Source organism: Teichococcus deserti, assembly GCF_001982615.1.
Classification (GTDB): Bacteria; Pseudomonadota; Alphaproteobacteria; order Acetobacterales; family Acetobacteraceae; genus Pseudoroseomonas; species Pseudoroseomonas deserti.
This window is the reverse complement of sequence record NZ_MLCO01000122.1, coordinates 1-6,539: the sequence shown is the minus strand read 5'-3', so window position 1 is coordinate 6,539 and position 6,539 is coordinate 1. Positions and strand designations below refer to the sequence as shown.

General features: G+C 70.9%; 8 protein-coding genes. 3 read left to right on the top strand and 5 right to left on the bottom strand.

Features of this window, described 5'->3' with window-relative positions:
* Both BKE38_RS13875 and BKE38_RS13870 read right to left on the bottom strand, forming a co-directional pair.
* Positions 1 to 757 (bottom strand): amidase (locus BKE38_RS13875; protein ID WP_242662349.1); only part of this gene is annotated, 757 nt, incomplete at its 3' end.
* A gap of 67 nt (positions 758 to 824) precedes the next feature.
* Entirely contained in the window at positions 825 to 1,307 is a 483-nt protein-coding gene (locus BKE38_RS13870; protein WP_242662348.1) for a TlpA family protein disulfide reductase, read from the bottom strand.
* 198 nt (positions 1,308 to 1,505) lie between these two features.
* Here BKE38_RS13870 and argH point away from each other — a divergent pair, with 198 nt between their 5' ends.
* On the top strand, positions 1,506 to 2,834 hold the full coding sequence (gene argH, locus BKE38_RS13865) for an argininosuccinate lyase (RefSeq protein WP_242662347.1): 1,329 nt from the start codon (positions 1,506 to 1,508) through the stop codon (positions 2,832 to 2,834).
* A complete protein-coding gene (gene lptM, locus BKE38_RS33265; protein ID WP_242662346.1) occupies positions 2,831 to 2,959 on the top strand; it encodes an LPS translocon maturation chaperone LptM in 129 nt (42 codons plus the stop codon). Before argH ends, lptM begins: the two co-directional genes overlap by 4 nt.
* Positions 2,960 to 3,130: 171 nt before the next feature.
* Here lptM and BKE38_RS13860 read toward each other — a convergent pair whose 3' ends face one another.
* The 3 genes from BKE38_RS13860 to phaR all read right to left on the bottom strand — a co-directional run bounded on the left by BKE38_RS13860 (position 3,131) and on the right by phaR (position 6,023).
* Positions 3,131 to 4,600: a multicopper oxidase family protein gene (locus tag BKE38_RS13860; protein ID WP_076957899.1), complete on the bottom strand. Its 1,470-nt coding sequence runs from the start codon at positions 4,598 to 4,600 to the stop codon at positions 3,131 to 3,133.
* A 134-nt stretch (positions 4,601 to 4,734) separates the two neighbouring features.
* Positions 4,735 to 5,169, bottom strand: a complete 435-nt coding sequence (locus BKE38_RS13855; RefSeq protein WP_076957898.1) for a helix-turn-helix domain-containing protein — start codon at positions 5,167 to 5,169, stop codon at positions 4,735 to 4,737.
* Positions 5,170 to 5,342: 173 nt separating this feature from the next.
* Complete coding sequence (phaR, locus tag BKE38_RS13850; protein ID WP_076957897.1) at positions 5,343 to 6,023, bottom strand: polyhydroxyalkanoate synthesis repressor PhaR; 681 nt, start codon at positions 6,021 to 6,023, stop codon at positions 5,343 to 5,345.
* A 276-nt stretch (positions 6,024 to 6,299) separates the two neighbouring features.
* Here phaR and BKE38_RS13845 point away from each other — a divergent pair.
* Positions 6,300 to 6,539, top strand: a 240-nt coding sequence (locus BKE38_RS13845) for a hypothetical protein (protein WP_131829594.1), incomplete at its 3' end; no start/stop codon positions are given.

The following is a 6,539-nucleotide window of genomic DNA, read 5'->3' as shown; positions in this document are numbered from 1 at the left end:
CTTCCAGGGGGGCGGGCACCCACCAGGGGTCGCGGACGTCTTCCGCGGCCATGGCGGCGAGCGACAGGCGGATATCGGCGATGCTGCGCGCCAGCGGGCCGGAGACGGCCATCAGCTGGGCGCCGATCGCGCGCTCGGGGCCCGAGGGGTTCCAGGCGGGGATGCGGCCGAGCGTCGGGCGCAGGCCATGGATGCCGCAGGCATAGGCCGGATAGCGGATCGAGCCGCCGATATCCGTGCCATGGCCGATGGCGCCGATGCCGGCCGCGACCGCCGCCCCCGCGCCGCCCGAGGACCCGCCCGGGGTCAGCGCCGGGTTGCGCGGGTTCTTCGTGTGGCCATGGAGAGAATTGCGGGTGAACCAGCGCAGGCTGAAGGCTGGCGTGTTGGTGCGGCCGATGATGACGGCGCCGGCCTTCTTCAGGTTGGCGACCACCGGGTTGTCCTCGGTGGCGACCAGGTCCTTCTGCAGGCGCAACCCGTTGGTGGTGGCGAAGCCGACCTGGTCCACGTTCACCTTCACGGTGACCGGCACGCCAGCCAGCGGGCCGACCGGCTGGCCCTTGGCGATGGCGGCGTCGACGGCATCGGCGGCGGCCAGCGCCTGCTCCGGCATTTCCTGCACCACGGCGTTGATCGCCGGGTTCACCGCGGCCAGGCGGGCCAGCGCATCCTGCGCCACGTCCCGGGCGGAGACGGCCTTCGCCGCCACCTTCGCCGCGACCTCGCTGGCCGTCAGGCGCCACAACTCACTCATGCCGGCATCCCCGTCTCAGATCAGGGGGCGGAGTGTCGCCCCCTGCCGGCCGGCCGTCGAGGGGGTGTCAGGTCCTTTGCGTGGTCTCAGGCGCCGGGCCGGCGAGCTCCCGCAGCAGCTTGATGAAGGCCGGGTGGTCCCAGGCGGCCGAGCCCTCGAGGCGCGCGACCTCGCGCCCCTGGCGGTCGACGATGACGCTGGTCGGCAGGCCGCGGGCGGCGAAGGCGCGGGCGGCGGCGCCGCGCGGGTCCAGCCAGATCGCCAGGTGGCGCAGCTTGGTGCGCTGGTAGAAGGGCTCGACCTGGCTTTTCCCGGCCCGGTCGGAGGACAGCGCCAGCATCGCCCAGCCTTCGCCGCCCAGCGCTTCCTGGGCGCGGTCGAGCGCCGGCATCTCGGCGACGCAGGGCGGGCACCAGGTGGCCCAGAAGTTCAGCAGCAGCGGCCGGCCCTTGAAATCGGCGACGGTCTTGGTGGTTCCTTCAGCGTCGGTGAAGCTGAATTCTGGGAGAGGACGGGGTTCCGAGCGGGCCAGCTTGGACAGACCTTCCACGCTCTCCCCTGCAATCCCTTGCCGTGCCGGAAGCAGCGTGGTTAGGGTCGCCCCCGCCGCGGTCAGCGAGAGCATGGAGCGGCGTCCGAGCAACACGAGGCAGATCCTTCCTTGTCCAGTTCCAGTGGGTCCAGTCAGCAGCGAAGCCAGGGCAACCAGCAGTGGGGCGGGCGCTACAGCGCCGGACCCTCGGCGATCATGGAGGCGATCAATGCCTCCATCGGTTTCGACCGCAAGATGTGGCGGCAGGACATCCGCGGAAGCCTGGCCCATGCCGCCATGCTGCGCCATGTAGGCATCATCTCCGCCGATGACGAGGCCGCCATCAAGGAAGGCCTCGCCGCCATCGCCGCCGAGATCGAGGCCGGCACCTTCCCCTTCAGCGAGGCGCTGGAGGATATCCACATGAACATCGAGGCGCGCCTGACCGAGCGCGTGGGCGAGGCCGGCAAGCGCCTGCACACCGCCCGCTCGCGCAACGACCAGGTGGCCCTCGACGTCCGGCTCTGGGTGCGCGACGCGATCGACGGGCTCGACGGCCAGATCGCCGACGTGATGCGGGCGCTCGTCGAGCGCGCCGACGAGCATGCCGCCAGCGTCATGCCGGGCTTCACCCACCTGCAGCCGGCGCAGCCGACGACGCTGGGCCACCACCTGCTGGCCTATGTCGAGATGCTGGGCCGCGACCGCTCCCGCCTCGGCGACTGCCGGGCGCGGATGAACGAGAGCCCGCTGGGCTCGGCCGCGCTCTGCGGCACCGGCTTCAACATCGACCGTCACATGACGGCCCAGGCGCTGGGCTTCGACGGGCCGATGCGCAACAGCCTGGATGCGGTGGCCAGCCGCGACTTCGCGCTGGAATTCCTCGCCGCCGCCTCGATCTGCGCCACCCACCTCTCCCGCTTCGCCGAGGAGATCGTGCTGTGGACCAACCCGTATTTCGGCTTCGTCAAGCTGTCGGACGCCTACACGACCGGCTCCTCGATCATGCCGCAGAAGCGCAACCCTGACGCGGCCGAGCTGGTCCGCGCCAAGGTCGGCCGCATCACCGGGGCCCTCGTCGGCCTGACCACGGTGATGAAGGGCCTGCCGCTGACCTACGGGAAGGACATGCAGGAGGACAAGGAAGGCATCTTCGACGCCGCCGAGAACCTGGCCCTGGGCCTTGCCGCCACCGCCGGCATGGTGCGCGACATGAAGCCCGACACCACCCGGCTGCGCGAGGCTGCCGGCGCCGGCTTCTCCACGGCGACCGACCTGGCCGACTGGCTGGTGCGCGAGCTGCGCCTGCCCTTCCGCGACGCCCACCACGTCACCGGCCACCTGGTCGCCAAGGCGGAGGCCCGCGGCGTCGACCTGTCCGGCCTGACGCTGGACGAGATGCAGGCGGAAGAGCCGCGCATCCACAACGGCATCTTCCAGGTGCTGAGCGTCGAGGCCTCGGTGGCCTCCCGCACCAGCTACGGCGGCACCGCGCCGGTCAACGTCCGCCGCATGGCCGCCGAGTGGCGGGAGCGTCTCGCATGATCCGCACCACCGCGACCCTGCTGGTCCTGGCCCTCGCCCTGGCCGCCTGCGGCCGCCCCGGGCCGATCAAGCCGCCGGGACCGCCGGATCAGGTGACCTATCCGCGGACTTATCCGAGCCGGTAAGAGAAGAATCTGGGGGCATTGAATGCCCCTAGACCCCCACATTCATTTTGCGTCACGCAGAGAAGCCGCCTCGGCGCCCCGGCGCAGGCGGTATTTTTATATGGCGTCCCGCCTGTGGCCTCCTGGCGCCAACAGATGTGGGTGTCCGGGGGCATTCAATGCCCCCGGCGCTTAAGCCTTAACCCTGATCCACCCCATCATCCCCGTCCCCAGATGCTCCAGCACATGGCAGTGGAGCATCCAGTTGCCTTCGCGCGCGACGAAGGCGATCTCGGCCTTCTCGCGGGCCTGCAGCAGCACGGTGTCGGCCAGGTGCGGCGGGTTCTCCTGGCGGGACTGCGACAGCACCTCGAAAGTATGGCCGTGCAGGTGGATCGGGTGCGGGTGGGGCGTGGCGTTCTGCAGCTCGAAGATGTAGCTGCGGCCGGCCTTTAGCTCGGCGAGCGGCGGCGGCAGCTGGCGGTGGTCGCCGCCGGGCCAAGTCGACTTGTTGATCGCCCAGAAGATCTGGCCGCCGACACACAGCGCATCCATCAGGATTTTTGCAAAGGGGTCATCGGGCGGCAGGCCGGCGACCGCGCCGGACGCGCCGAGCGCCGCGCTGAAGACGAAGGGCAGCCGCTCGGCGCTGGCCAGATCGGCGCGCGGGATGCCAGGGGCATAGAGCGGCGCCGGCCGGAAGGGGCGCGGCGCCAGCGGTGACGCCACCGCGGTGAAGCGGCCGAGCGGCACCGGCTCGCGCGCGAACAGGTCCTGGAGGGTGAAGGCCTCGCCAGCCGCGGGCGCGCGCACCAGCAGGTCCAGCCGCATCGCCGGACCAAGGCGCCACTTGTCCAGCGGCACCGGGGCGATCGGATTGCCGTCGGTGGCGATGACGAAGGCCTCGGCGCCAGCGACGCCGGGGGTGATGGTGCGGGTGCCGTCCAGGTTTAGCAGGCGCAGGCGGATGTCGCCATGGGCGGGGACCTCGGCGGCAAAGTCGGCCACCCCGTTCACCGCGCGGCGGGTGCCGAAGGTGCCGGCGCGGCCGGCGCCGGCGGCGGTCTCGAAGGGCAGCCAGGACCCGTCGGGGGCCAGGCGCCAGTCCTTGCAGACCAGGGTGATATCGGCATCGGCCGGCACCTGCATGTCGCCGTCGACCAGCAGCACGGCGGCCATGCCACGGCCGACCTGGCCGGGCTCGTTGCAATGCGGGTGCAGGAAGAAGGTGCCGGTGTCCGGCGGCGTCAGGCGGTAGGTAAAGGACTGGCCGGGCTCGACCGGCGGCTGGGTCACGTATTGCACCCCGTCCATGGCGTTGGGCACGCGGATGCCGTGCCAGTGGATGGTGGTGTGCTCGGGCAGGGCGTTGTCGAGTCGCGCGACGATGCTGTCGCCCAGGTCGATCCGCAGCACCGGCAGCAGCGCGTCCGTGTACGTCCAGACGCTCGATTCCGGGCCCTCGGCGCCCAGCAGCCGGGCCTGGCGGGGGGCGGCGCGGAAGGTCCAGTCGTGCTGGCGCGGGGCGGTGGGCGCGGCGGGACGGGGCGGCAGGCCCTCGCCAGCGCGGGCGCGACGGACCGGCGGCAGCAGGGTGGCGGCGCCCCCGGCGGCAAGGCCGGCCAGCAGCCCGCGGCGCGGCAAGGTCAGGCGATGGGGCATCGAGGCATTCGGCGGCGGCAGAGGGGCCGGAGACTAGGCGGGGTGACGGGCCTCGTCGCCCGTCAAATTGCGAATGGCTCGCAATCAACCCGCGCTCCACCGTCGGCGCACAACGTGCGCCGACAACTGGAAAATCAGTCGTCGAGGGGGCGGCCCTGGGACTGGGCGGCCAGCGCCCGGGCCATCTGGCTCAGCGCCTCCTGGTGGCGCTCGTTGTCGATCATGGCGAAGTTGCGGGCCAGCTCCAGGCACATGCGCTGGCGCACGCCCAGCGGCTGGGCGCTGCCCTCCTCGTCCAGGCCTTCGAAGAACCAGGAGACGGGGACGGCCAGGACGGACGCGATCTCGAACAGGCGGCCGGCCGAGATGCGGTTCAGCCCGCGCTCGTACTTGTGGGCCTGCTGGTAGGTGACGCCGATCATGCTGGCGAGCTGCTGCTGCGACAGGCCGAGCATCAACCGGCGCTCGCGGATGCGCATGCCGACATGCTTGTCGGCCTGGCGCGCGCGCTGGGTCGAGTTCTCTTCCTGCGCGTCTTCGGCGACGTCGCCGGATTCGTGATCGGCCATTGCTGCCCTGCCCTGTGGGTTTGCCCCGGAATCAACCCCTTGGGACCCACCCCGGGGTATCAACCACGGATAGTATCACATACCGTCACGGTTATCGTCATTCGTTACCACGAGATTGACAAGGCCCTGCGAGAGGGTCGCAACGGCGACCCTCCCCGGGGCGGCAGAGGTGCTCAGCCGTCCTTGCCGGTCGGCGGGCCGGGCGGCGTCTGCAGGGTGGCCATCTGCTGGCGCAGGCGGCGCAGCTCGGCCTTCAGCTCGATCACCTCGGCGGTCTCCTCCGGGGCGGCGGCAGGAGGGGCGCCAGGGGTGGCGCCCGGCATTCCCGGCATGCCGGGGAAGGGCGCGCCGCCCTTCGGCATCGGGAAGGGGCTGAACAGCGACATGGCGCGCTCCATCATCGCCATGTTCTGCTTGCCCACCTCCTCCAGCCCGGCGAGCGGGTTGAAGCTGCCCATGGCCTGCTCGACCGAGGCCCGCATCTGCTCCTGCTGGCGCGAGAAGCTGCCCATGGCGAATTCGAGGTAGCGCGGCACCATCGACTGCAGGCTGTCGCCATAGAAGCCGATCAGCTGCCGCAGGAAGGGGATCGGCAGCAGGTTGCGGCCCTTGGCCTCTTCCTCGACGATGATCTGCGTCAGCACGCCGCGGGTGATGTCGTCGCCCGACTTGGCGTCGTAGACGACGAAGTCGCGGCCGTCGCGCACCATCTTGGCCAGGTCCTCCAGCGTGACGTAGGAGGAGGCCTCGGTGTTGTAGAGCCGGCGGTTGGCGTATTTCTTGATGACGACGGTCGGTCTGGCCGCCTTGCCCGCCTCGTCGACCGGCTGCTGCTGCTTCGCTTGTTCAGCCATCTTCTGCCTCCCCGCATTCGTGGTCAGGACGACGCTAGCACGTGGCATGATGCGGTGCGAACAGGGCTGATGCGCGGCGTGGCGCGGCAAATCGGGCCGAACGGCCTTTCGCCGGCGGCCTGCGGCGCTATGTTCCGCGGCATGGCGGGCATCCGCGGCAGGCAAGAGCGTTGATTCATCGGCGGAACGGCCCGATTTTCGCCAGGATGCGCAGCCATCGGACGGCCGGATGGTTCTTCGACAGCGTCATTTCGCGGCAGGGCAGCAAGGATCGCCATGGCGGGGCCACAGGACGGCACGGAAGCCGAGGCGCTGGAGCGGCTGGCAGAGGATTGGATCACCCTGTGGCAGAGCGAGATCACCGCATGGGCGGCCGACCGCGAGCTGGCCGAGGCCTGGTCGAGCTGGGCGGCGTTGGGCGCCGCCTGGATGCGCGCCGCCGCCACCCCGCCGCCGCGCGCCTTCCGCGCGCCAGGCTTCAGCATGCCAGGCTCACCGATGCCAGCCTCCCCGATG